The organism is Halomonas sp. PA16-9 (genome assembly GCF_009728585.1).
Lineage (GTDB): Bacteria > Pseudomonadota > Gammaproteobacteria > Pseudomonadales > Halomonadaceae > Vreelandella > Vreelandella titanicae.
This window is the reverse complement of record NZ_CP040452.1, coordinates 1,680,920-1,703,570: the sequence shown is the minus strand read 5'-3', so window position 1 is coordinate 1,703,570 and position 22,651 is coordinate 1,680,920. Positions and strand designations below refer to the sequence as shown.

Here is a 22,651-nt window from a genome sequence, read left to right as displayed (position 1 = left end):
CGTTCTCTGAACGGCGGGCTTTTTTATGGGGACTATTGTTGAAGACGATGTGTGCCGCGCTTAATTGGGTATCTGCCGGGCTTTATAAATGCGGCGAGCCAGTAGTAGCAATTCCAGGGTGGCGATCAGAATCAGGCTATAACCGAGTAGTTCGACGACTTCTTCAGCAACACTCTTAAAGGTTCCTGAATAGCTGTCTTCAAGAATGGCTTGCCAGAACTCTTGCCGCCCATACAGGCGCGAGAATATATAAGTGGTCAGCACGCCTGCCGTAAACAAACCAAAGGCGAAGGTGTTGCTGTAATGAGTGAACTCCGCAAGAAAGCGTTGGCGCTGCTTCACCACCCAAAAAAGCGATGGGAGAATAATCAGTGCAACGAGTACCTTCCAGGTGTTCTCAGCCACATAGTTATCTAAAAAGTGATCCTGTTCGCGTACCAAGGAGGCGGCCACAAATGCCAGCAGTAGCAGTGTAACGGTGGGCCACACTTTAAGTACATGACGAATGTAAATCAGCATTGCACAGCAGGTGGCCAGCACCAGGGTCTGGGTAAACTCGGTAAAGCCCAGCTCAGAAAACCGAACTGAGGGTAAATAGAGCGCTTCTAAATAGGCACCTTGGGTAATCGCGCCGATAAACAGCACGTACAGCACCGCACGTACTAAGATGGTTCGAAATCCGATAGGCCAGGCAGGGGGGAAGACATACCAACATCCTTTGTGGGTAAGCAGCGTAGCTACTACACAATTTTGCAATGACATGTGCATATAAAAACATGCAGGGTTGAATGTTCATTATATCGTCACAGTTATGTGTTGGCACGTCGATATTGCGGTTAATCACTCGACGTTTGGTCATCGGCGCTGCAAAGTGTCCCATAGGCAGGTAATAACAGTGTTGTGAGGCGTAATAGACATGGCTATTAGTGTGTTTGATCTTTTCCGAATTGGCATCGGGCCATCGAGTTCCCATACTGTGGGCCCGATGCGCGCGTCGCGAGATTTTGCCTTGGCGCTTGGCGATACCCGCGTTACCCGGCTGGTGGTAAGGCTTCATGGGTCACTTGCCGCCACCGGGGTGGGCCACGGTACCGATCAAGCCGTCATCATGGGGCTGATGGGCGAAGCACCAGAAAGTATCGATCCAGACACGATTACGTCGCGGTTAAAACAACTTGCCGAAGGCGAGCCGCTGTTGTTGGCCAATGGCCAACAGATCGCTTTTGACGCTCATAACGATGTCGAATGGGATGAGGCCTGTTTGCCGTTCCATCCCAATGCCATGGTGCTGAGCGCCTATTGTGATGACGCGCTAGTGGCGACCAATACGTTTTACTCCCTCGGCGGCGGTTTTTATGTCGATCAAGCGAAGGCAGATCAAGGCGAGGTCGGTGAAGATGCTACTGAACTGACTTACCCCTTCAATACGGCAGCCGAACTACTCGCACTATGCCGGCAGCATCAACTGCGTATTAGCCAGCTTATGCTAGAAAACGAGAAAGCCTGGCGTAGCGAATCGACCATTCGTGAAGAGCTGCTGACCATCTGGCACGCTATGAGCGATAGCATTGAGAATGGCCTGCGTGCGACAGGCCATTTGCCCGGTGGATTAAATGTGCGCCGCCGTGCGCAACTGCTCCACCAGCAGTTGCTTCATCCACCGGAAAATCAGCGTCTGATCGTGTCGAGTTTTACCGTAATGGATTGGGTTAACGTGTTTGCGTTGGCAGTAAATGAAGAGAACGCCGCCGGGCGGCGGATGGTCACTGCGCCGACCAACGGCGCAGCAGGCATCGTGCCCGCCGTATTAGCGTACTACTTGAAGTTTGAACCCGACGCTAGCGAAGCTGATGTGGTGGATTTTCTGCTTACCGCCGGGGCCGTAGGCATTTTATGCAAAAAGAACGCCTCCATTTCCGGTGCCGAAGTGGGCTGCCAGGGTGAAGTGGGCTCCGCTTGTGCTATGGCGGCCGCTGGGCTTGCCGAAGTGCTGGGCGGCACGCCGGGGCAAGTGGAAAATGCAGCTGAGATCGGCTTGGAACATAACCTCGGGTTGACCTGTGACCCGGTAGGCGGGCTCGTTCAAGTGCCTTGTATCGAGCGCAATGCGATTGCCTCCGTCAAAGCTATTAATGCGGCGCGTATGGCGCTGCATGGCGACGGCGAACACTTTATATCGCTGGATAAGGTGATCCGAACCATGCGTGATACCGGCCGCGATATGCAGGACAAATACAAAGAGACCTCCAAGGGCGGGCTCGCGGTCAATGCTATCGAGTGCTAGGCAAGCGGATTGCTGGGTAGCAGGGTGTCTATATTAGCGACCAGGTAGTCGACCAGTTGGCGGATTTTGGGTGACAGGTGGCGGTGGCGGGGGTAAACCGCCCAAACGGCGGTATCGTGATGCTGAAAGGGCTCAAGCACGGCCACTAGCTCGCCGCTGGCCAAGTAGGGGGCAACGTAGTAGTCCGGTAGTTGCGCAAGCCCCAGCCCCTTGCGCGCCGCGTCTAGCAGCGCTGGCCCGGAATTGCCCGACCAGCACCCCTCGACACGCACTTCACGACGTTGGCCGTTGACTTCAAACAGCCAGTTGGGCCGTGAGCCAATCAGGCAGCGGTGCTGACTAAGTTCCGCCAAGGTGTGGGGGCGCGGCGCCTGGCGGAAGTAGCTCTGTGAGCCGACGATATACTCACGGCGGTCACATAGGCGTCTGGCGATCAGGCTTGAATCCTTTAATACGCCCATCCGAATGGCAATATCGTAGCCCTCTTCAATGAGTTCTACTGGTCGGTTAGTGAAGTGCATATGAACGTCCAGCTGCGGATGCAAACACTGAAAGTCATTAACCAGCGGTGCGATAAAACGCTCGCCAAAGGTGGTGGCCGAGGTAAGTTTAAGCAGCCCATTGGGGGTAGCCTGAAGTTCGCTAAGCGCCTGCTCGGCATCGCGTAGCCCATCAAATAGATGGCGGCAGTGTTCCACGTAGATAGTGCCCGCATCGGTTAAGCGGATCTGGCGGGTGGTACGATAGAGCAACTGCACGCCCAGCTGGTTTTCGAGCTGGCTGACCAAACGGCTGATATGCGAGGTCGATACCTTCAGGTGGCGGGCCGCAGCAGAGAACGTGCCTAAACGCACCACCTCAACAAAGGCTTCGATACGGCTCCAGTGCTGCATGCTAACTCCCTGGGTTGATAGCGATTGTTGCTGTGTGGCAATAATTTTATGAGTGTATCCCGGTTTATCAAGAACGCCTAGCTGGCCTACACTGCTAGCATCGCTAGCCTATGACTGGAGTCTTTTGCTTATGTCTATATCTTTATCTCAGTGGTCTCGCGGTGCGCTAGCAGTGGCCGTGAGCGCTGGCTGGGCAGTCAGTGCCCAGGCAGAGCTGCCCGCCCAGCAGCAGGAGCAGGCGCCAGGTTGGTTTCGCATGATGGTTGGGGAGTATGAGGTAACCGCGCTATACGATGGCCATACGGCTATTGATACCTCCTTGCTAAAAGGCATGGAGCAAGAAGAGATTCTCCGCCACTTGGATGCGCTATTTATCGATGCAGAGAGTGGCATGCAAACTGCGGTCAATGCCTTTCTTATTCACACTGGCGAGAACCTTGTGCTGGTCGATGCCGGCTCGGCTGCTTGCTTTGGCCCCTCATTAGGTCAGGTGGAGAGTAACCTACGCGCTTCTGGCTACTCGCCGGAGGATGTCGACACGGTGTTGATGACTCATCTGCATCCTGACCACGTGTGTGGTTTGGCCAATGAGGAGGGCGAAGCGGTTTATCCCAATGCTGAACTGCGTGCCAGCCAAGCGGATGCCGATTTTTGGCTGGATGAGGAGCGTGCGGCTGCGGCGCCTGAAGCCAATCAACCCTTCTTTACCATGGCTCAAGACGCGGTAGCGCCTTATCAGGAAGCTGATCGTTTCAACCCCTTCACGGCTGGTGATGAAGTTCTGATGGGCATTGTTGCCCAAGATACACATGGCCACACCGCCGGACACTCAAGCTTTATGCTCAATAGCGATGATGACGCCATGCTGGTATGGGGGGACGTAGTACACAGCTACGGCGTTCAATTTGCTGATCCCACTGTCGCTATCGAGTTTGACTCAGACCCCGAGCAAGCCATTCGCACTCGAGAAGAAGTGCTCGAAAGCGCGGTTGAAGATAAGCACTGGGTCGCCGGTGCCCACATGCCATTTCCCGGCATTGGTCATATCGTAAAAGATGAAGAGGCTATCGCTGGCTGCCGATTGAATTTGGCCCAGTGGCAGTTGACGAGTAACGGCTTAGTGTCTGTTGTTGAAGTAATGAACATTTAGGAGTCAATATGAAATCACGCGCAGCTGTTGCACTGGAAGCGGGTAAGCCGCTTGAACTGGTTGAGATCGATGTTGAAGGCCCGAAGGCGGGGGAAGTGCTGGTTAAAATGGCCGCGACAAGCGTTTGCCATACCGATGCTTACACGCTCTCCGGTGCTGATCCCGAAGGTAACTTCCCTGCCGTGTTGGGCCATGAAGGTGCTGGCGTTGTACAGGAAGTCGGCGAGGGCGTTACCAGCCTTAAGCCAGGCGACCATGTTATTCCGCTTTACACCGCTGAGTGTGGAAAGTGTAAATTCTGTTTGTCGGGCAAAACCAACCTGTGTGGCAGCGTGCGTGCTACCCAAGGTAAAGGGGTCATGCCTGACGGTACCTCGCGTTTTTCACTCGAGGGCAAAATGCTTCATCACTATATGGGCACCTCCACGTTCAGCGAGTACACCGTGTTGCCTGAAGTCTCCCTGGCGGTGGTTTCTAAAGAAGCACCCATGGATAAAATCTGCCTACTGGGCTGCGGCGTGACCACCGGCATCGGTGCGGTGCTCAATACCGCTAAAGTAGAGCCGGGCGCCACGGTGGCAGTGTTTGGTCTCGGGGCTATCGGTTTGGCCGTCATCCAAGGCGCGGTCATGGCCAAGGCGGGGCGTATTATTGCTATCGACGTCAACGCTGATAAATTTGAGCTGGCCAAGCAGTTTGGCGCCACTGATTTTGTGAACCCCAAAGAGTATTCAGATCCAATCCAGCAGGTCATTGTCGATTTGACCGATGGCGGCGTTGACTACTCCTTTGAGTGTATCGGCAACGTCAATGTGATGCGCTCAGCGCTGGAGTGCTGCCACAAAGGCTGGGGTGAATCGATCATCATTGGTGTCGCTGGAGCCGGTGAAGAGATCTCCACACGGCCATTCCAGTTGGTCACCGGGCGGGTCTGGAAAGGCTCCGCCTTTGGTGGCGTAAAAGGACGCAGCGAGCTGCCGGGCTACGTTGATCGTTATATGAACGGCGAAATCAATATCGACGATTTCATTACCCACGATATGCCATTCGAAAAGATCAACGAAGCGTTTGAATTACTGCATGCGGGTAAGAGCATTCGTACCGTGCTGCATTACTAGGCCTAGCATTATTAAGTAGTATAGAAAGCACGTTTGAAACGCTAAAACGCGGTAGGGTAGACCTGCCGCGTTTGCTGTATTTAAAGGAACCTGCCCATGAGCATGAGTGAAACTCTAGAACTGGTGTCTGCCAACCGTAGTTTCGGGGGCTGGCATAAGCGCTACCGCCACTATTCCCGTGCGCTGGACTGCGACATGATCTTCGCCGTTTACTTGCCACCCCAGGCGGAAAACGAGCGCGTACCGCTGCTGTGGTGGCTCTCGGGGCTGACCTGTAATGACGAAAATTTCATGCAGAAAGCGGGCGCTCACCGTATTGCCGCTGAGCTGGGCGTGGCGATTGTTTGCCCTGATACCAGCCCACGGGGCACCGACTTGCCCGGCGAGCATGAAAGCTATGATTTAGGCTCTGGGGCTGGGTTTTACGTCAATGCTACCGAGTCACCCTGGAAGCCCCACTATCGCATGTATGACTATGTGATTGAGGAGCTGCCTTCCGTGGTGCGTCAGCACTTCCCGGTCAATGGGCGCGAATCTATTAGCGGACACTCGATGGGTGGGCACGGAGCATTGATCCTGGCGCTGCGTCATCCAGGTCGTTTCCGCTCTGTGTCGGCCTTCTCTCCAGTGGTCAACCCGATGAACTGCCCTTGGGGGCAGCAGGCGTTTAACGCCTACTTGGGGGACGATCAGTCCCTGGCGTCAGTACGATGCCTGTGAGCTGGTGGCCAACGGCGCATCACGCCAGCGCCTGTTTATCGACCAGGGCGAAGCGGATCAATTCCTGGAGGAGCAGCTTAAGCCAGAGCGTTTAGAAGCCGTTTGCGAAGAGCATGATCATCCGTTAACGCTGCGCCGCCAGCCGGGCTACGATCACAGTTACTTCTTCATTGCCTCGTTCATTGAGGATCATCTGCGCTATCATGCAGATCACCTCATGAAGCGTTAAGGATAACGGGATGCTCAATCGCTTGCTGCGCCGTTTTATGCGTCTGCTATGGCGGATTGTATGGCGCGGCGTTTTAGCGTTTGTACTGTTGTCGGTCGCGCTGGTCTTGCTGTTTCGAGTCGTTCCACCACCGGGGTCGATGGTGATGGTCGAGCGCAAAATTCAGAGCTGGATCCACAGCGATCCGATTCGTATACAGCGCGAGTGGCGAGGCTGGGACTCGCTCTCGGTGAACGCTAAGCTGGCAGTGATTGCCGCGGAGGATCAGCGCTTTCCACACCACGGCGGGTTTGATCTGGTCGAACTGCGCCGCGCATTGCAGGCTAGTCGGGACGGCGGACGACTGCGCGGTGCCAGTACCTTGAGCCAACAAACGGCTAAAAACGTTTTTCTGTGGACAGGTCGCAGCTGGACGCGGAAGGGGCTAGAAGCGTGGTTTACGCTACTGATCGAGATACTCTGGAGCAAGCAGCGTATTTTAGAGGTCTATCTCAATGTCGCCGAGTGGGATCGCGGTGTGTTTGGCCTAGAAGCCGCTGCTCAGCACTATTTTGGCGTCTCTTCAGCTTCGTTAACTGAGCGCCAGGCAAGTCTTCTCGCGGCTATCTTACCCAGCCCGCTGACGCGCAGCGCCGCACGCCCCGATGCCCAGGTTGAGCGGCGAAGTCAGTGGATTCGCCAGCAGATGCGTAACTTAGGTGGGGCTGATTATTTGCAACATCTATAGCTATTTTTATATAGCTATTTTTAGCCACGCTATTCGTATTTAGCGTCGTCAATTTCCGCGAGTGCTTCCAGATTGGGATAGGAGAAGTAATAGTCCTGCTACATGGGAAGACCCAAGGGCAGCAGGCCGCGTGATTCCTCACGGGTTTCAACACCTTCAGCAATTAGCTGAGTGCCCAAGGTTTTTGCTAGTGCCACCAGGCTATGCAGTATGGCTTGGTAGCACTTGTCGTTATCGCCCCCCAATTGATGATCGGTTGAAACACCATCGTGAATGCAAAAGGTACCGGAGAATTGCAACGGTTACAGTGTCCGTTCACCCTGGCACAGTGGTGTTGTGCTGACATGTTTAGCCAAGCCCTGGAATAAAATTATCGACCATTATAAAAATCGGGTCATCGCCTACTCGCCTTAGGGCCGGGTTTCCGTATCACCATCACTACCCCAGTGATGGCCACCAACATACCCACAAGCCCTAACAAGGGAAGGCGTTCGTCAAAGAGCCACCACGCCTGAAGCGCCGTGACTGGCGGCACAAGATAAAAAAGACTCGCTACACGCGAGGCTTCCCCCTTTTTAATCAAGGCCATGAGTAACAGAATAGCTGCAATTGAGAGAATCAACACCAACCAGCCCATGGTCAGCACAAAGGTGCTGCTCCATTCCACCTGGCGGGACTCAAAAAGCAGGGCTCCAACGCCCAGCAGAGCGCCCGCTGCTAAGTACTGAATCACCGCCCCTGAAAGCAGCGGCATGCTGGTGCAGTATCTTTTCTGATAGAGCGTACCCAGCGAAATCCCCATTAACGCGGCGGTGACACACAGCAGAGCACTAATCCCGAAGCCGTCAAACAGCGACTCACCCAGCTCAAGCTTACTGCCGAGGACTAAACTGATACCTATCAGGCCCAGCGCTAGCCCTGTCCATTGGCGCCAAGAGAGCTGCTCACCCAGCAGTGGGCCAGCGAAGGCGGCGGTCAGAAGCGGCTGCAGCCCCACCAGTAAGGCCGCTAAACCGGCGGGCATGCCCAGGTAAATGCCATAGAAGACGCCACCTAAGTAAGCACCATGGACTAGAAAGCCTGATATGGCGATATGTGTCCATAGCCTGGGTGATGAGGGCCAAGGTATCCGCATCACAACGACCAGCGGAGTCAGTAGCAGTAGCGTGAGTACAAAGCGAATAAACAGAAACGTAAAAGGTTCTGCGTAAGGCAGGCCGAACTTTGCACCAATAAAGCCAGTGCTCCAAAGCAGAACAAAAAGTGCGGGCATGGCGGCAAGTCCTGCTGAAGGTAAGTCGTTTTTTACGTAACTTGCTGAATATGATAGACATATTATTTCCGAGGTGGCGTGTTTAATTCGTCTTTTAGATACATTTGGTTCTTTTTGTTACTAACTTTTACATAAAAGATTGAACCTGCTTGAGCATGGCGCGTCACAGAGGGCACATACACAACGCAATATTGAGGTTTCTTCTATGCAACGTATGACTGCTCTGTTCTCCGCTGCTCTGCTCGCGACCGGTTTGATGACGGCCACCGCCCACGCCCAGGAAGAGCAACAAGGCGCTGCACAAGATCCAATGGCAACCCAGCAAGCTCCTGCCCAGGATTTTTCTGACGACCAGCTCCAGCAGTTTGCCGATGCTTCTCAAGAAATTGCGGTTATTTCTCAGGAATATACCCAGCGTCTGCAGGAAGCGGAAGATGAATCAGCGCAACAGGAAGTGCGCACCGAAGCTAACGACCGCATGATCGAAGTGGTCGAAGACAGCGGCCTAGATGTTGATACCTTCAACGCTATTGGTCAATCCATTCAGCAAGATCCGGAAATGATGCAGCGTGTGCAGGAAATGGCTAACCAGTCATAAGTCATACTGCTAAAAGTGGCTGATGTGTTTTTGCTAATTTGGTCTGGCTAATATAGCAACCTTTATTTAGCAACGTTAATATTAGTATGGTTTCGGCCACCAAAGCCCGGTGCATAACTGCACCGGGCTTTTTTTGTGAGCCGATTGGCCTACGGTTAGTTTTTTATCCTTAGTGGGGTTTACCTAACTTAGCCTTCCCGCCACACTTTAGATTATGCGTTGATTATCCAGCCTATTGACCGGCAACACCAAGGAGTCCGTATGGATGTCGAACTGTTAGAAATACGCCAACATATGGGACGGTTTCCCCCTTTTGATGGGCTGTCGGATGATCTCCTTGATGCCATTGCTGAGCAGGTGGAAGTGAGCTACTTCAAAACAGGTAGCAGCATATTAACGCTTAACGAGATGCTCAATGATCTTTGCTATATCCGCAGTGGCGCTGTGGAGGTTTATCGTAGTCAGGGCGAGCTGTATAACCGCCTGGGCGAAGGCGATATTTTCGGTCACTTCAGCCTCTTGCGTAACCATAAGGTGCGTTTCCCAGCCCAGGCGATCGAAGATACCCTGATCTATTTTATTCCCAAGGCGGTCTTCCTGCGATTGTGCGAGGAGGATGACCATTTTGCGGATTTTGTCGAGTTGGAGCGACCGCGGCTTGAGAGCGCTGCCGAGCAGCAAAAGAAGTCCAACGACATGATGGTGACGCGGATACGCAAGCTGCTAACCCGCTATCCAGTAATGGTGGAAACGTCTACCAGCGTTCAGCACGCCGCGCAGCAAATGAGCGAGGCTCAAGCCTCCGCCCTGCTGGTAATAAAAGAGGGGAGCGATAACCCTCGCTACAGTTTTAAAGATAGCGAAGGCCAAACTTGGCAGATGTGCGGTATTTTAACCGATAGTGATTTTCGTACCCGCATTGTGGCCGAGGGGCTATCGCCACAAACCTCCGTCGGTGAAGTGATTTCCTCGCGGCTAATTACTATCCAGTCTGACGCCTCTGTTTATGAAGCGATGCTGACGATGTTGCGCAGTAACGTGCATCACCTGCCTGTGCTCTATCGTCAGCGCCCTGTGGGCGTAGTGCATCTCTCCGACATTATTCGCTACGAGACCCACAGTGGTCTCTATCTGGTCAGCAATATTTTTAATCAGTCCAGCGCCCAGGGCTGGCACGCTTGGCGCCGGATGTGAGCGCGGCGTTTGTGCGTATGGTGCAAGAGGGCGCTAACTCGCAGATGGTGGGTAGCGCCCTTTCCACGATCGGACGCAGCTTTACTCGACGGTTGCTGGAAATGGCTGAAGCAGAACTTGGCCCCCCGCCGGTGCCTTATTGTTTTATGGTGAATGGCTCAATGGCCCGTAATGAGCAGAGCATCGTCACTGACCAGGATAATGCGCTGATCCTCTCCGACGAGTTTAATCCCGAAGAGCATGACGACTACTTTTACGCCCTGGCAAAAATTGTCAGCGATGGCTTAGATGCCTGCGGTTACACCTACTGCAAAGGTGACGTTATGGCGACCAACGTTCAGTGGCGTCAGCCGCTCAGCGTTTGGAAGGGGTATTTTCAGGATTGGATGGCCAATCCCACGCCTGAACGGCTGCTGCACAGCTCGATTTTCTTTGACCTGGATAGTTGCTATGGCGAAGACCTTTATGTGGAAACGCTGCAAGATTTGATTGCCGAGACAGCGCCAAAATCACCGCTGTTTTTAGCCGCCATGGCGCGCAATGCCTTAAACCGTACGCCACCGCTGGGGTTTTTCCGTACCTTTGTGATGGAGCAAGATGGTAAGCACAACAACTCGATCAACTTGAAGCGCCGGGGAACTGCGCCGATGGTGGATTTGGTGCGTATTCACGCTTTGGCCTGCGGTTCCAAAGCGCAGAACTCCTTTCAGCGCTTGAATGACATCAGTAAGACCCAACTATTGGCGACCGGCATGAGCGACAAGCTAAGTTATGCGTTTGAGTTTTTATGCATGTCGCGGATTCGCCATCAAATGATTGACCTACAAGAGGATCGCCTGCCGGATAACAATATCGAGCCCGAAAACGTGGCGGACAGCGAACGCCACACCCTGAAAGACGCTTTCCAAGTGCTTAGCAACGCGCAAAAATTCCTCAAGTTCCGCTATCCCATGCCTGCACAACGGCAGGGGCGCTAAGATGCGCGGTATACGCCCACGTCAAAAAATCGTCCAGGCCGATTGGAAGGGCTATATGGCCCAACGAGCGCAACAAGCGAAAAATCCTGCCCTTCAGCAATTCTTTGGTACGCCGTTGCCTGATCCTGAAACGCCCATTTCTGAGGTGCCCATGGTGGCGCTGGATATGGAAACCACTGGGCTGGATGAGAGGCGCCATGCGATTGTTAGTATTGGCCTCGTGCCCTTCACGTTAAATCGTATCAAATTGGCTGAGCGGCGCTATTGGGTAGTGAACCCTTCGCGGCCGCTAGCAGAAGCCTCAATTACCTACCACCACATTACCCATTCAGAGATCGCCCAGGCGCCGGACTTAGATGCGATACTGGACGAACTGCTGGCCCAGCTAGCAGGTCGCCTAGTGGTCGTTCATTTTCGCAATATTGAACGGCCTTTTTGAATGCAGCTGTCAAAGCCCGACGTGGGGAAGGAGTGCTGTTTCCGATGATTGATACCATGTCGCTGGAAGCGCGGATGCACCGCCAAACCCTATGGGCGCGGTTCCGCCGCTGGCTGGGTCGCCCACCGGTTTCCATCCGTATGCATGCGAGTCGTGAGCGCTATGGCTTGCCCCCTTATCAAGGACATCATGCCCTGGTGGATGCATTGGCCACCGCAGAGCTATTGCAGGCGCAAATAGCCACCCATTATCGACCTGAAACGCCATTGAAAGATATTTGGTGTTGATGCTTAGCTGTCGACATACCAACAAAAACGGGCAACCCATTGGTGAACTGACCCCATAAACTTGGACAGTGAAAAACTAAGCAGCCAAGGCCTGATTTCGGTACTGCACCGGACTCAGGCCTTTTAATTTGGTCTTAATCCGCTCGTGATTGTAGTAATGGATATAGTGCCGAATGCCCGCCTGTAATTGCTCAATGGTGTCAAAGCGGTTCAGGTAAAAATATTCTGACTTCAGCGTACCAAAGAAGCTCTCCATTGCGGCATTATCCAGGCAATTGCCTTTACGTGACATGCTCTGAATCACGCCATGCTCGCTGAGCTTACGCCGGTAAGCTGACATCTGATATTGCCAGCCTTGATCAGAATGCAGTAAAGGCGCGTCTTGGTCGGCCAACTTAGCCAAGGCTTTCTTGAGCATCCCCCCTACCAGCGAGTACTGCGGCTGTTTCTGCATTGAGTAGGACACGATTTCCCCGTTGTAGAGATCCATCACAGGCGACAAGTACAGCTTTTCGCCTCGGATATTAAACTCCGTGACGTCGGTTACCCACTTTTGGTTGGGTCGTTCAGCATGAAACTGGCGGGCAAGAAGATTGGGAACACTGGCCTGTTGTCCACGATAGGAGCGGTATTTCTTCGGGCGTACCAGCGACTTCAAGCCTAGATGCTGCATTAGGCGCTGGACTGTCTTATGGTTGACCTGCTCGCCCGACTGACGCAACGCTGCTGTGATTCGGCGATAACCGTAGCGGCCTTTGTGATGCTCGTAGAGGACGTGAATGCGTCGCTTCAGACCAGCATGCCGATCTTCCAACTGCTGAGCCCTTGCCTGATAATAGAACGTACTACGCGACAATTCTGCTACTTTTAGCAGCACCGCCAAAGGGTGGCCTTGCTTCAGCTCAAGGACTATCTGCGCTTTTTCTGCGCGGCTTGTTCTTTTGCCTGACGCAAGGCCCTCAACTTTTTTAGGTAGGCCACCTCAGCACGCAAGTACTCATTCTCTTGGAGCAGCTGCTCCAGCGAGCTCTTATCCGTCAGTGGAAGTGGGGGCTTTGGGGGCTCTGTTGTAGGCATCTTCGTCGGACGTCCTCGGGCTTTAGGCTCCAACGCTTGGAAGCCTCCTTCATGATACTGGCTTTCCCACTGCCGTACGACGCTCGTACCACCTCGAATATCGAACAGAGTCGTCGCTTGTAAGGCTGATAGCTCCTCTTGCCTCATCTGTTGCAACACCGCTAATTTGAACTCAGCGCTGTAGTGGGTGAACTTTTTCTGCAAGCCACTTAGACCATGCTGTTCAAAGTGTTTAACCCAACGCCTGACGGTTGTAGGGCCAAGACCGTACTGTCTGGCCAGACTCTTGTAACCCTGCTGTCCTTCTGCGTAGCGTTGCACTACTAGTAACTTGAACGCTTCATTATGTTTCGTCATGAAAAACACCCCAATCGTTGGATGAGCGTCCAACTTTTGGGGTGCAGTTCATTGGGTTGCCCGTTTACTAGCTAAATTTGAACAGTACCAGCAAGCTTTAAACTTATGATTGGTTTAAAACCATGGTCGGTTCAAAGCATCGCTAGACGGCTTTAGGTTCGCTCATCAACCCCTTGATAATGGCATAGCAGGCCACTAGCAGAATGATGGTGAACGGGAAACCGGTAGAAACAGCCATGGTTTGCAGCGCTGTCAGGCCACCGCCTAGCAGTAGCGCAATGGCAATCGCGCCTTCGATGATCGCCCAGAAAACGCGCTGTGGCGTCGGTGCATCGACCTTACCGCCAGCGGTGATGGAGTCAATCACCAACGAGCCAGAGTCAGACGACGTCACGAAGAACACGATGACTAGCACAATGGCCACGAATGAGGTGATTTGTGATAACGGCAGCTGCTCGAGCATTATGAATAGCTGCAGATCAACGCCTGCATCGCGAACGGCCTCAATGCCTTGGCTGACGTACTGATCAATGGCTGTGCCACCAAACGTGGTCATCCATAGTACTGATACAGTGGACGGCACCAGCATCACCGAGACCAGAAATTCACGCACTGTACGACCGCGGGATACCCGCGCAATAAACATACCGACATACGGAGACCAGGAGATCCACCAGGCCCAGTAGAAGGCTGTCCAGCCCTGGCTGAAGTTGGCATCTTCACGACCAAAAGGATTCGATAACGCAGGTAGATGAACCGCATAGTTCCAAAGGTTTTCAAAGAAGCCCGTGGCAATCATCAGGGTAGGGCCAACAGCAATCACAAAGAAAAGTAGCATTGCCGCAAGAATAATATTGATTTTGGAGAGCAGCTGTACGCCCTTATCAACGCCTGCCACGATTGAGCCGATGGCGATCATCGTAATACCGATGATCAACAGGATCATGGTGATATCACTTTCCGGCGCACCAAACAGGTAAGTGAGTCCTGCTGCTGCTTGGGTTGCCCCTAAACCAAGGGACGTAGCCAAACCAAATAAAGTGGCAAACACTGCCAAAATATCAATCACGTGGCCTGGCCAGCCCCATACGCGCTCACCCAAAATGGGGTAGAACACAGAACGCATGGATAGCGGCAGGCCCTTATTGAACGAAAACAGTGCCAGTGAAAGCGCCACTACAGCGTAAATTGCCCAGGGGTGCAGGCCCCAGTGGAAGATGGTTGCGGCCATAGCTAACGCTTCAGCACCGGCAGCATTGCCTTCCGCACCCGCAAGCGGCGCCCAGCTGCCACCGTCAAATGAAGTGCCAAAGTGCGTCAGCGGTTCGTTAACGCCGAAAAACATCAAGCCAATGCCCATGCCTGCGGCAAATAGCATTGAAAACCAACCCATATAGGTAAAATCAGGCTTGGCATCGGCGCCACCAATGCGGATTTTACCTAAAGGAGAGAAGATCAGACCAATGCACAAAATGACGAATATTTCGCCGCTAGAATAAAGAACCAAGACAGATTTCCGGTCAAGAAATCGAAAATGTTTTGATAAATCGGTGCGACGGTCTCTTGCAGTGCCAGAGTTAACACCACAAATAGCAGCACGATAACGGCCGATATACTGAACACCTTACCGTGCAGGTCAAGATTGAGACCCATAGTATTCGTGGTGATGTTGTCTTGGCCGATAACGTAATCGGTATCGATCAGGTTAGCCGGGCCATCTGGGGCGGGTATACCCTCAGAGACCGGCTCATCAGGCTCATTTTTCGGTGTTTTGTCCATAAGTTTACTCCCTTAATTATTTTAAAAACGAAAGGCGGTTTTATTGAGCCAGACGAATTAAGAAGACAGAGGCGTTTGTGTGGGTTGCTACTTTGCCACCATGCGAAGGCATGACAATATCCAAATGCCGCGGCAGATGAGTTGCCATCATTACTAAGTCAGCCCCTACTTCGTCAATAGCTTTCTCAAGCAGTGTGTCGATATTCGCCATAGGGTCTGTTGAGCTATATACCTTGCTGCTTACCGGTTGGCCATGAACCTTATGTCGCTCTTGCGCAAAAGCCTCGAGCTTTTGCGCATACTCCTGGGGAGTGCGGGCGACGCTTGTGGGTGTATTGGCCGTGACGCTGACATAGGTGATATGGGCGTCATATTGTTTGGCAAGGTCGGCTACAACGCTTAACGCGGGTTCAAGTGCTTCAAGGTGGGCAAGGTCTACCGGCACCATAATGTTATTAAACATGCCAAGCTCCCGAAATGACCTGTCACACTATCAAACTGCTTATAGTAGTGTGCTCATAACAATAGGTTGTACAAACTTAAGCAGTTGGGCTGGGGCTTACGAAAGCCCCAGCCCAACCATTGCTAACAAATACAACTTACCTAATCAAAATGGCATTAGCTATCGAGCCATTCTGCTACTACATCTTGGTTATCTTCAACCCACTGCTTCGCGTTCTCATAGGGGTCACTGCCATCTTCCTGGTTCATCAGCATGACCTCGCCCATCTGCTCAGGCGTCCACTCGAAAGCGTCGAGAATGGCATAGGCTCCTGGCATGTCGTCTTCCAGGCCTTGGCGAACTGCGGTGTGAATCTGCTCTGCACCGCCATAGACGTTTTCAGGGTCTTCTAGATATTTGAGATCAAAGCGGGCAAACATCCAGTGGGGCGTCCAGCCAGTAACAACGACATCTTCCTCGTTATTAATTGCACTCGACAGTGCCGCGTCATGGTGGCACCGCTGCCACTACGCAGATTCAGCTCAAGGTCATAGGTATCCACAACCTCTTCGGTGAGGCTCATTAAACCTGCACCAGGGTCAATACCGATGATCTCGCCGTTAAAGCTGTCGGCGTTATCGTTAAGGTCTGCAATCGAGTCGACGTCAGTATACTCTGGAACCACAAGGCCCAGCTTGGTGCCGTCCAGGTTGGGGCCAAGGTCTTCAATACTATCGCCCAGGCGTTCCATGTAATCGGCGTGAGTGGTTGGCAACCAAGCAGCGACGATGGCATCCGCATCGCCAGTGGAGAGCGCCTGGAACATAGCCGCCGCTGAGAGTGAGGTTAGCTCGACGTCATAGCCCGCTTGCTCAAGTACTGCAGCGACCACGTTAGTTGAAGCGACTTCGGAAGACCACTCTACGTAGGCCAGGTTAACCATGCCTTTCTCTTCTTCAGCCTGCGCCGCGCTGCTGACGGTCACACCAGCACCTGCTAGCAGTGCCAGCGAAGCAAGACGGATACGGAGGTTCAATGTGCGATGTTTCATTCACTTTCTCCCTTGTGTATTAAAATATAAATGTACTGGTTATTAACGTGCATGATGCTTAACGAGCACGGTTGCTGCAAAACACAGCATGGTAAGCAAAGAGCGACTTAGCAAGCTAATGGCTCAACGCAGCCGCTTCTGCTGTTTTACTCTATCGCGCGTTTTCGCTATTGCCGGGTTTTTCTAAGCGATTGCGTCAGGCGGTCAAGCAGCATGGCCAGGATGACCACCGCGATGCCTGCTTCAAAGCCGTCGCCAGGGCGCAAGCGTTGAATTGCGCGCCATACTTCGCTGCCCAAACCATCTGCACCAATCATGGCTGCGATGACTACCATGGAGAGAGCGAGCATTATCGTTTGGTTGATACCTGCCATTACTGTGGGCAATGACAGCGGTAGCTGTACTTTGAATAACTTCTGGCCACGGGTGGCACCGTAGGCATCGGCGGCCTCAATCAGCTCCACCGTACTTGACGAATACCCAGAGTGGTAAAACGAATAGCCGGGGGCATCGAGAAGATCACCGTGGCAAAAATCGCCGACACCGAGCCAATACCGAAAAATGGAATGGCTGGGATCAAATAGACGAACGCTGGCATGGTCTGCATAAAGTCGAGAATTGGCATAATGACCCGGTAAAGCCGGTTAGACAGCGCCGCGGCAATACCCACAGGTAACGCGATGACAACTGCCACCATGGTAGCGAACACTACCAGCGTGAGCGTTTCAATCATCGGGTTCCAGAGCCCCAGGTTCCAGATCAGTGCCAAGCCCGCAGCAGCGCCTATGGCTAGGCGAGTGCCCGCCAGCTTCCAGCAGAGCAGGGCGATCAAGCCAAGCAGCGCCCACTCGGGTAACCACATCAAGCCGTCATTTAAAACATCGATACCGGTTTGAGTGAAACGAGAGATGCCGCGGGTAACCAAAGAGTATTCGCTGGTCAACCAAGTCAGGCCGCCTTCAATCCAATCACCTAGCGGGATGCGTGGGATATCCATTATTGCTCTCCTGCTCGTGCCAGTTCGTCGAGTACTGCGCCTTTAACCACCACGCCTAGCAGTTGCTCTTGCTTATCAATAACGGCGATAGGGAAACTCTTTTCACTAAACATGGCAAACAGGTTATGCAGTGGCTCATCCATGGGGACTTTGCGGAAATCCTGGGTTAAGTAGGGAATAATCGAATCAGCACCCTCTTCAATGGCCCGGCTGGCGGCATCGGCCTCGAGTAGCCGATAAGGCGGCGGTTGCGATCAACCACATAAATAGAGTCGATAGCATGGTCGCGCATGCGGTGTAGCGCCGTGCGTGGGCCATCGCTTTCCCGAGCTGTGGAGCGCAGTGGCCGCATGGCGCTCTCGGCGGTCAAGATACGTGCCCGGTCAACGCCTTCGATAAAGCGACGCACGTAGTCATCCGCAGGCTTGGTCAGAATCTCTTCCGGCGTGCCGATCTGCACCACTTCGCCATCTTTCAGCAACACGATACGGTCGCCAATGTTGAGCGCCTCATCCAGATCGTGGGTGATGAAGACCGTGGTTTTTTGCATTTTGGATTGCAGCTGCAAAAGCTCTTGCTGCATGTCTTTGCGAATTAGCGGGTCAAGTGCTGAGAAAGCTTCATCCATTAACAGTACGGTGGCATCGTTTGCCAGAGCACGGGCGAGGCCAACGCGCTGCTGCATACCGCCGGAAAGTTGATTCGGGTAGGCGTCTTCCCAGCCCTCCAGGCCCACTTGCTTAAGCGCATCATGGGCAATTTTATGGCGCTCTGTTTTCTCTACGCCGCGAATTTCCAAAACCGAACTCGGCATTTTGCTGCACAGTGCGGTGGGGAAATAGCGCGAAATTTTGAAATACCATAGAGAAGTGACGGCGGCGGCACTCCAGTAACGCTTTCTCTTTTAGCGTCGGGATGTTTTCGCCGTCGATAATGATCTCACCTTCGGTGGTCTCAATTAGACGGTTAAGACAACGGATCAAGGTCGATTTGCCTGACCCCGAGAGACCCATGATGACCAGCAGTTCGCCTTCATAGACATCAAACGAAATATTGGATAGCCCCAGCGTCTGGCCGGATTTCTCCAGAATTTCGGGGCGCTTCATTCCTTGATCACGTAGCTCAATGGCTTTTTGTGGGTGCTTACCAAAGACTTTGCTTAATCCGCGCACTTTAATTTTGACGGGTCGTGTCTCGTCCATCGGCGATGCCTTTTTGTTGAGCTGAATGGGCGTGTGTCGTTATTGCGCCATTCATAAAGAAATAAGAGCTTGAGTCGGATAATTTATTAAAAATTATTATACATAGGTGGGGCCTGTGTGTCACAACGGCTCGCTCAACGGGGCAATTAACGCTACATGTGTCATTTTTTACCCACTCGCGCGGGTGCCTATAAGTACATAATGGCATTGCTAATGTTTTATAAGACATTGTATTAATTGTTTATATTGGTTTTTATGTTTTTGGCACGTAAAGTGATTGTAGTTTAAGTAGAGTGTTGTGAATAACTTGTATGCGTGTACGGAAAGCTGACTGTCGATTTTTCCAGTGAAATGTTTAGAAACAAGCAGCGTAAGTAATGGAGGTGGGTATTATGGATAAGCAACACGACCACATTGAGAGCAAGCAAATTTCCAATCGCCCACGCTGGTTAACGCTGTGCATGATGGCGACAGCGGCAAGTGTAATTGTGTTAGCTGGTTGCGGTGATAACGAAGAAACAGCGCCACCTGCTGAAGAGCCTTCACCATTAGAGCAGGATGCCACCACTCAGCCGGAACCGGGTATGAGTGAAGAGTCAGCGATGGAGCAGGATCCAGGCTTAAGTGAAGAGCCAGCAGCAGAAAACAGCATGACGCAATCTGAAGAAACGATGTCAGAAGATCCTATGTCAGAAGAGTCCATGCCGGATGACACCATGGACGAGCCCGCAGAGGGCACTATGAACCCTGACGACGAGCCTGGCTTTGGTGAAGGAACCGAACCTATGCCTGGCGCTGAGGAAGAGGATGAAAATTCGACCAGTAACTAGTCTTTAGCAAGTGTACCGCTCCCTACGATGGTAAATCGCCTCAGCTGTTTGTTCCCTGCGGCTGCTCACACGATTTGCCATCCTTTCCGCCCCGCGCCCGGGGGTTTTTTTGTTTGCTTTCTAGCTAGCGCATCCCGCCTTATCAGTATCCTGGTAGTTACTCTTCACTGTCTTCCAGGCGGCGATAGAGCGTCCGACGAGCAATGCCCAGCACTTCTGCGGTGCGTCGTTTGTTGCCACCCGTTGCTTCTAATACCTTGTTAATATAGCGCTTTTCAACTTCTTCTAGGCTAGGCCAGCGGATTGGCGTTGCCGAGGGCACCTGGCTCCCTGCCAGCACTTCGCCACTGACGGTAGGCACCAGTGGGTACCGCTTTCCACCGTTGATTGTTCGCGCAGCCGTTCGGGCAGATCTTTATGGCTGAGCGAGCCATCTTCGCTCAGGGTAACTGCCCGCATGATGGCGTTTTCCAGTTCGCGAACGTTACCGGGATAGGCATAGTTGAGCAGGTTGTTGAGCGCTTCTGGCTCGATTTGCTCGATCTGCTTGCCCTGGGCCTCGGAGTGCTTGTCGATAAGGGCAAAAACAAGGTGTTCAATATCGGTACCGCGCTCGCGTAGCGGGGGAATGCGCAGCGAGAACGTTTCCAAACGGTAGAACAAGTCGCTGCGGAAATTCTCCTGCTCGATTTCCTTCTCCAGGTTGCGGTGAGTTGCAGCGATGATGCGGACATCTACTGGCTCTTCGCGCTCGCCGCCCACTGGGCGCACGGTTTTCTCCTGCAAGGCCCGCAGTAGTTTAGCCTGCAGATTGATGGGCATTTCACCAATCTCATCTAAAAACAGGCTGCCGCCCTGAGCGCTTTGAAAGAGCCCTTTGCGCGCCTCATTAGCCCGGTAAAGGCGCCTTTTACATGACCAAAGAACTCACTCTCCATCAAATCTGCGGGAATGCTCGCACAGTTAACCGGCACAAAGGGTTGGTCATTGCGAGGGCTTTCCTGGTGAATGGCGCGGGCGAGTAACTCTTTGCCGGTACCGCTTTCCCCTAAGATCAAAATGGGGGCATCGCTTTTGGCAAGGCGGGAGGCGTCATGAAACAGTGTCTGCATGACCTGGCTTTTACCCACAATGCCGTGGAAATGGCTGATATCCGTGTCGTGGAAAACCGCCAGGCGTTGGCGTTCCAGCACACGAAATACGGCATCGCGGATGGCATCAAGGTCTAACGGCTTGGTTAAAAAGTCGTCAGCCCCTAGCTTAAGTGCCTCAACCGCCTGATCGATGGTACCGAAAGCGGTAATCACAATAATGCCCAGCTCACTGCCTGCTTGGCGGAGCTGCTGGAGTAGCTGAATGCCGGTCATACCCGGCAGTCGCACGTCGGTAATTACCAGTGAGACGGTGGTGTGGCTTAGTAAGGCGATCGCCTCTTCAGCGCTAGGTACGCCGAGCGTCGTGTAGCCTGCATCCTGCAGTTCTTCTTCTAATAACTCACGTATAGCGGCGTCATCTTCAACCACCAACAAAGGTAAAAGGGGATCCTGTTGGGTCACAAACGTTGTCCTCACGCGGATGCGGTTTCACTAATAGGTAGTGTGATTTCAAATCCAGCGCCGCCAAGGGCGCTGTCAAACACGCCGATCGTACCGCCGTGGTCGTTAATAATGCGATGTACCATAGAGAGTCCCAAACCGCTGCCTTGACCGACCGGTTTGGTGGTGAAAAATGGGTCGAACACTTTGTGATGATGGGCACTGGGTATCCCTGGGCCATCATCTTCCACCCACAGTATTAATTCGTGCTCTTGCTGCTGGGCGCGCACTCGAATTCTGTTCACTTCGGGGGCTTGCGCTGCATTGCGCAGCAAATTGGTCAGCACCTGCACAATTTGTTGGCCGTTGGCGAGTAAGTTGGGTGTCGGCGACGGTAATTCAATGTCTAAACGAATATTGCGTGGCTCCAGCTCGTCTTCAACCAAATCGCTGGCATTCATAATAAGCTGATCAAGCGCCAGTTCGCCTTTCTCTACGTTATGTTGGCGGCCTAATTCCATCAACTGGCGCACAATTTCAACGATGCGCTCGACTTCGCCACGAATACGCCCTAGTCGTGCGCGTTCGTCATCGCCAATCACATCGCGGCGAGCCAAACGCTGGGCCTGGCCATTGATCACCGTTAACGGCGCACCTATCTCATGGGCAACGCCGGCTGCCAATACGCCCAGTTCAGCCAGCTTTTTCGATTTGCGCAGGCGCTTTTCAAGCTCAATTTCGCGCCGTTGGCGATTTTCGATCTCTTGGTCTTTTTCGGCCATCGCATCCAGCATGCCATTCAAACCGGAGGCAAGGTGGCGATATTCGATAGGGCCGTCTTCGGTGGCGCGTTGGCTGCGGTCACCTTTTTCTACCAACTGCATTACGTGCAGCAGCCGGTTAAGCGGGCGCTCGATATGGCGGCGAAACCCCCACCAAATACTAAACACGATTCCGGCGGCGCCAATCACAAACACCAACACGGCCACAATACTGATAAAACCCGTGTAGTTCTCAATACCGGTATTTAGCCGATTAACCTGCAGTACCCCATATACAGTGCCATCTTGTGAGCGCAAGGGTGTCAATGCAGAGTAGTAATTCCATCCATCGTGTTGGCGATAGTTGCTATATAAGTCATCGCGCTCAATGATTTGTTGAATCTCTTCACGGCTGAAAATATCTTTGCCTAGGCCCAGCCCGTAAATATCGCGACCTTGGGTATCGAATACATAGGCCCCGTAAATTCGATGGAAGGAGAACGCCGACTGTAGCGCTTCTTCAAGCGGCGTGTTGCTATCTGGCGTAACCGCGTAGCTGAGCGACGAGCTCAGCGTCCGGGTAATAATCTCAACTTCCGTTTGTAGCTTTGAGCGTACGTTATCTTCGAGCGACTTGATTGCCACTAAGCTAAAAACCACCAGGATGACAAACAGCGGCACAATCACAGTCAAAATAATCAAATTGCGTAGTCGCATGGGGCATCCATGGT

The 22,651-nt window shown here is 52.9% G+C and carries 12 protein-coding genes and 9 pseudogenes; 9 read left to right on the top strand and 12 right to left on the bottom strand.

Annotated features, from left to right (window positions below; genetic code table 11):
• Positions 1–60 precede the first annotated feature (60 nt).
• A complete protein-coding gene (locus tag FDY98_RS24230; RefSeq protein WP_340146990.1) occupies positions 61–645 on the bottom strand; it encodes a hypothetical protein in 585 nt (194 codons plus the stop codon).
• A gap of 271 nt (positions 646–916) precedes the next feature.
• On the opposite strand from FDY98_RS24230, the gene FDY98_RS24225 reads away from it, so the two are divergent.
• Positions 917–2,284 (top strand): L-serine ammonia-lyase, encoded by a 1,368-nt coding sequence (locus FDY98_RS24225; protein ID WP_027958014.1) that lies wholly within the window; start codon positions 917–919, stop codon positions 2,282–2,284.
• Here FDY98_RS24225 and FDY98_RS24220 read toward each other — a convergent pair.
• On the bottom strand, positions 2,281–3,177 hold the full coding sequence (locus FDY98_RS24220) for a LysR family transcriptional regulator (RefSeq protein ID WP_027958013.1): 897 nt from the start codon (positions 3,175–3,177) through the stop codon (positions 2,281–2,283). The genes FDY98_RS24225 and FDY98_RS24220 overlap by 4 nt on opposite strands.
• Positions 3,178–3,307: 130 nt before the next feature.
• Between FDY98_RS24220 and FDY98_RS24215 the strand changes: the two are divergent.
• The 4 genes and pseudogenes from FDY98_RS24215 (at position 3,308) to mtgA (ending at position 7,121) form a co-directional block, all read left to right on the top strand.
• A pseudogene (locus tag FDY98_RS24215) lies at positions 3,308–4,290 on the top strand (MBL fold metallo-hydrolase).
• 45 nt (positions 4,291–4,335) lie between these two features.
• Entirely contained in the window at positions 4,336–5,445 is a 1,110-nt protein-coding gene (locus FDY98_RS24210) for an S-(hydroxymethyl)glutathione dehydrogenase/class III alcohol dehydrogenase (protein WP_027958011.1), read from the top strand.
• Positions 5,446–5,541: 96 nt separating this feature from the next.
• Positions 5,542–6,394 (top strand): annotated as a pseudogene (gene fghA, locus FDY98_RS24205) (S-formylglutathione hydrolase).
• A gap of 10 nt (positions 6,395–6,404) precedes the next feature.
• Positions 6,405–7,121, top strand: a complete 717-nt coding sequence (gene mtgA, locus FDY98_RS24200) for a monofunctional biosynthetic peptidoglycan transglycosylase (RefSeq protein ID WP_009288686.1) — start codon at positions 6,405–6,407, stop codon at positions 7,119–7,121.
• Positions 7,122–7,219: 98 nt separating this feature from the next.
• On the opposite strand, the gene FDY98_RS24195 is transcribed toward mtgA, so the two are convergent.
• Together FDY98_RS24195 and FDY98_RS24190 are read right to left on the bottom strand one after the other, a co-directional pair.
• Positions 7,220–7,420 carry an EAL domain-containing protein gene (locus FDY98_RS24195; protein ID WP_027958009.1) on the bottom strand — a complete coding sequence of 67 codons (201 nt, stop codon included), beginning with the start codon at positions 7,418–7,420 and terminating at the stop codon, positions 7,220–7,222.
• Between the two features lie 95 nt (positions 7,421–7,515).
• Positions 7,516–8,394, bottom strand: a complete 879-nt coding sequence (locus FDY98_RS24190) for a DMT family transporter (protein WP_035537861.1) — start codon at positions 8,392–8,394, stop codon at positions 7,516–7,518.
• Positions 8,395–8,599: 205 nt separating this feature from the next.
• Between FDY98_RS24190 and FDY98_RS24185 the strand changes: the two genes are divergently transcribed.
• The 3 genes and pseudogenes from FDY98_RS24185 to FDY98_RS24175 all read left to right on the top strand — a co-directional run bounded on the left by FDY98_RS24185 (position 8,600) and on the right by FDY98_RS24175 (position 11,889).
• Positions 8,600–8,992: a DUF4168 domain-containing protein gene (locus tag FDY98_RS24185; RefSeq protein ID WP_022522390.1), complete on the top strand. Its 393-nt coding sequence runs from the start codon at positions 8,600–8,602 to the stop codon at positions 8,990–8,992.
• 261 nt (positions 8,993–9,253) lie between these two features.
• Positions 9,254–11,163, top strand: a pseudogene (locus FDY98_RS24180) (DUF294 nucleotidyltransferase-like domain-containing protein).
• Position 11,164: 1 nt separating this feature from the next.
• Positions 11,165–11,889: pseudogene (locus FDY98_RS24175) on the top strand (3'-5' exonuclease).
• Positions 11,890–11,965: 76 nt separating this feature from the next.
• Here FDY98_RS24175 and FDY98_RS24170 read toward each other — a convergent pair.
• The 6 genes and pseudogenes from FDY98_RS24170 to FDY98_RS24145 form a co-directional block, all read right to left on the bottom strand.
• Positions 11,966–13,323, bottom strand: a protein-coding gene (locus tag FDY98_RS24170) for an IS3 family transposase (protein ID WP_223827930.1) whose coding sequence is annotated in 2 segments (ribosomal slippage) — positions 11,966–12,841 and positions 12,844–13,323 — 1,356 coding nt in all. Because the reading frame shifts where the segments join, the coding sequence is not laid out codon by codon here.
• A gap of 142 nt (positions 13,324–13,465) precedes the next feature.
• Positions 13,466–15,102: pseudogene (locus FDY98_RS24165) on the bottom strand (BCCT family transporter).
• 40 nt (positions 15,103–15,142) lie between these two features.
• Positions 15,143–15,565, bottom strand: a complete 423-nt coding sequence (locus FDY98_RS24160; protein ID WP_027958618.1) for a universal stress protein — start codon at positions 15,563–15,565, stop codon at positions 15,143–15,145.
• Positions 15,566–15,720: 155 nt separating this feature from the next.
• A pseudogene (locus FDY98_RS24155) lies at positions 15,721–16,595 on the bottom strand (glycine betaine ABC transporter substrate-binding protein).
• Between the two features lie 167 nt (positions 16,596–16,762).
• Positions 16,763–17,220 (bottom strand): annotated as a pseudogene (locus tag FDY98_RS29055) (ABC transporter permease).
• A 371-nt stretch (positions 17,221–17,591) separates the two neighbouring features.
• Positions 17,592–18,794 (bottom strand): annotated as a pseudogene (locus FDY98_RS24145) (quaternary amine ABC transporter ATP-binding protein).
• 392 nt (positions 18,795–19,186) lie between these two features.
• Here FDY98_RS24145 and FDY98_RS24140 point away from each other — a divergent pair.
• Positions 19,187–19,624, top strand: a complete 438-nt coding sequence (locus FDY98_RS24140; RefSeq protein WP_035538192.1) for a hypothetical protein — start codon at positions 19,187–19,189, stop codon at positions 19,622–19,624.
• Positions 19,625–19,781: 157 nt separating this feature from the next.
• Here the strand turns inward: FDY98_RS24140 and FDY98_RS24135 are convergent.
• Positions 19,782–21,180, bottom strand: a pseudogene (locus tag FDY98_RS24135) (sigma-54-dependent transcriptional regulator).
• Between the two features lie 11 nt (positions 21,181–21,191).
• On the bottom strand, positions 21,192–22,637 hold the full coding sequence (locus FDY98_RS24130; RefSeq protein WP_022522398.1) for an ATP-binding protein: 1,446 nt from the start codon (positions 22,635–22,637) through the stop codon (positions 21,192–21,194).
• Positions 22,638–22,651 lie beyond the last annotated feature (14 nt).

Coding starts and splice junctions, on each gene's coding strand:
- mtgA (WP_009288686.1), top strand. CDS start 6,405: ATGCTCAATCGCTTGCTGCGCCGTTTTATGCGTCTGCTATGGCGGATT.
- FDY98_RS24160 (WP_027958618.1), bottom strand. CDS start 15,565: ATGTTTAATAACATTATGGTGCCGGTAGACCTTGCCCACCTTGAAGCA.
- FDY98_RS24130 (WP_022522398.1), bottom strand. CDS start 22,637: ATGCGACTACGCAATTTGATTATTTTGACTGTGATTGTGCCGCTGTTT.
- FDY98_RS24210 (WP_027958011.1), top strand. CDS start 4,336: ATGAAATCACGCGCAGCTGTTGCACTGGAAGCGGGTAAGCCGCTTGAA.
- FDY98_RS24225 (WP_027958014.1), top strand. CDS start 917: ATGGCTATTAGTGTGTTTGATCTTTTCCGAATTGGCATCGGGCCATCG.
- FDY98_RS24190 (WP_035537861.1), bottom strand. CDS start 8,394: ATGCCCGCACTTTTTGTTCTGCTTTGGAGCACTGGCTTTATTGGTGCA.
- FDY98_RS24140 (WP_035538192.1), top strand. CDS start 19,187: ATGGATAAGCAACACGACCACATTGAGAGCAAGCAAATTTCCAATCGC.
- FDY98_RS24220 (WP_027958013.1), bottom strand. CDS start 3,177: ATGCAGCACTGGAGCCGTATCGAAGCCTTTGTTGAGGTGGTGCGTTTA.
- FDY98_RS24185 (WP_022522390.1), top strand. CDS start 8,600: ATGCAACGTATGACTGCTCTGTTCTCCGCTGCTCTGCTCGCGACCGGT.